Origin of the sequence: Streptomyces cahuitamycinicus (assembly GCF_002891435.1) — a bacterium.
In the GTDB taxonomy this organism is placed as follows: Bacteria; Actinomycetota; Actinomycetes; order Streptomycetales; family Streptomycetaceae; genus Streptomyces; species Streptomyces cahuitamycinicus.
Genome location: NZ_POUC01000768.1, coordinates 1 through 1,974 on the forward strand (window position 1 = coordinate 1; position 1,974 = coordinate 1,974).

At 74.3% G+C, this 1,974-nt stretch carries 3 protein-coding genes; 2 read left to right on the top strand and 1 reads right to left on the bottom strand.

The window, feature by feature from the left end; translation table 11 throughout:
- Both C1J00_RS42610 and C1J00_RS42615 read left to right on the top strand, forming a co-directional pair.
- Window positions 1-625 (top strand): LCP family protein (locus C1J00_RS42610; RefSeq protein WP_180989911.1); only part of this gene is annotated, 625 nt, incomplete at its 5' end.
- Window positions 607-786: a hypothetical protein gene (locus C1J00_RS42615; RefSeq protein ID WP_281262803.1), complete on the top strand. Its 180-nt coding sequence runs from the start codon at window positions 607-609 to the stop codon at window positions 784-786. The genes C1J00_RS42610 and C1J00_RS42615, both read left to right, overlap by 19 nt.
- A gap of 3 nt (window positions 787-789) precedes the next feature.
- Here the strand turns inward: C1J00_RS42615 and C1J00_RS42620 are convergent, their stop codons facing one another.
- Complete coding sequence (locus tag C1J00_RS42620; RefSeq protein WP_102914144.1) at window positions 790-1,959, bottom strand: THUMP-like domain-containing protein; 1,170 nt, start codon at window positions 1,957-1,959, stop codon at window positions 790-792.
- Window positions 1,960-1,974: the final 15 nt, after the last annotated feature.

Consider the following 1,974-nt stretch of genomic DNA (forward strand, 5'->3'; position numbering starts at 1 on the left):
GCCCTGCCCACGTCCGTCCGGCGGCACGACGGCGGTGGCCCCCCACTCCATGTTCAACAGTGCGTACGAGGTGGGCGGTCCGGTCTGCGCGGTCAAGACGGTCGAGGAGATGACCCAGGTCCGCATGGACCACTACCTCGAAATCGACTTCACCGGTTTCGCCCGGCTGGTCGACGCGCTCGGCGGGGTCACCGTCACCACGGACGAGGACATCGCCGACGAGGACAGCCATCTGCGGCTGAAGGCGGGCACCCACCACCTGGACGGCACCCAGGCCCTCGGCCTCGCCCGCACCCGGCACGGCATAGGCGACGGCAGCGACCTGGGCCGCATAGGCCTCCAGCAGAAGCTGGTGAAGGCCCTGCTGGAGCAGATCGCCTCCCAGGACCTGCTCACCGACCCGGCCAGGCTCTACCGCGTCGCGGACGCGGTGACGGCAGGCCTCACCACGGACACCGGCCTGGACTCCCTCGCCGAACTGACCCGGCTCGGACAGAGCCTGCAGGGCCTCTCGGCGAGCGGGGTGCGGACGGTGATGATGCCCGTGGTGCGGGCACCGTCGGATCCCAACCGGGTGGTGGCGGAGGAGCCGGAGGCGGGGAAGCTGTGGGCGTCACTGCGCTGACCTGTGCAAACGACTCCCGGAGAAAGCGCGTCCGGGGCGACCTCCTCGCCCGCCTCGGCCGTACGGCCGAGGCCCGCGCCGAGTTCGAACGGGCGGCGTCCCTGACCCGCAACGAACGGGAGCGGGAGCTGCTGCTGAGGCGGGCGGCGGAGCGGTCCTGACGGCTACGGACGGGCCGGGTGCCCGATGAGCATCGCCGGTGCCCCCGCGACCCGGGTCAGGAACACCGTGGCCGCGTGGGGGCCCTGCGGCTTGACCTTCCTGCGGAGCTCCTCCGGCTCGACCGCCGAGCCCCGCTTCTTCACGGTCAGCGTGCCGACCCGCCGCTCCCGCAGCAGCGCCTTCAGCTTCTTGACGTTGAAGGGCAGATGGTCGGTGATCTCGTAGGCCGTGGCGTACGGGGTCGGGTGCAGGGCGTCGGCCGTGACGTACGCGATGGTCGCGTCGAGCAGTCCGCCGTCGACCCGGTCGGCCACCTCGGCGACCAGGTGGGCCCGGATGACGGCGCCGTCGGGCTCGTAGAGGTAGCGGCCGGGCGGGCGGACCCCGGGGTCGGGCAGGCCGCGGGAGAGCAGGGTGCGGGGCCCCGGCAGCAGGGTCGCCCGGATCGCCCCCGGCTCGGTGCCGAACCACAGCACCGCCTCCTTGACGTCTCCGCCGTCGGAGATCCACTCGGCCTCGGCGTCCTCGGGGACCGCCTCGTGGGGGACGCCGGGGGCGATCTTCAGCGCGGCGGCACGAGGGGCCCGGCGGGCGGCGGACACGGCCCAGGACAGGGGCGGTGAGTAGGCCTCGGGGTCGAAGATCCGGCCGCGGCCGCCGCGCCGGGCGGGGTCGACGAACACGGCGTCGAAACCGGCCGTGTCCACGTCCGTGACGTCCGCCTCGCGGACCTCGACGAGGCCGGCCAGGCCCAGCGCGTCGGCGTTCGCCCGGGCCGCGGCGGCCGTCCGCGGGTCCCGGTCCACGGCCAGCACCCGGATCCCGGCACGGGCCAGCGCGATCGCGTCACCGCCGATGCCGCAGCACAGGTCGGCGACCGAGGTGATGCCCAGGCCGGCCATACGGCGGGCCCGGTAGGCCGCCACGCTCGCCCGGGTCGACTGCTCGACCCCGTTCGGGGTGAAGAACATCCGGCCCGCGTCCTCTGCCCCGAACTTCACCACCGCCCGCTGCCGCAGCCGGGCCTGGCCCAGTGCCGCCGACACCAGCTCGGCGGGGTGCTCGCGGCGCAGCCGGGTCGCGACGGCCAGCTCCCGCGTCGGGTCGGTGTCCCGCACCTCGTCGAGGAGGGCGCGGCCTTCGGGGGTGAGGAGGAGGGCGAGGTCGTTCACCGGATCATTGTCGGC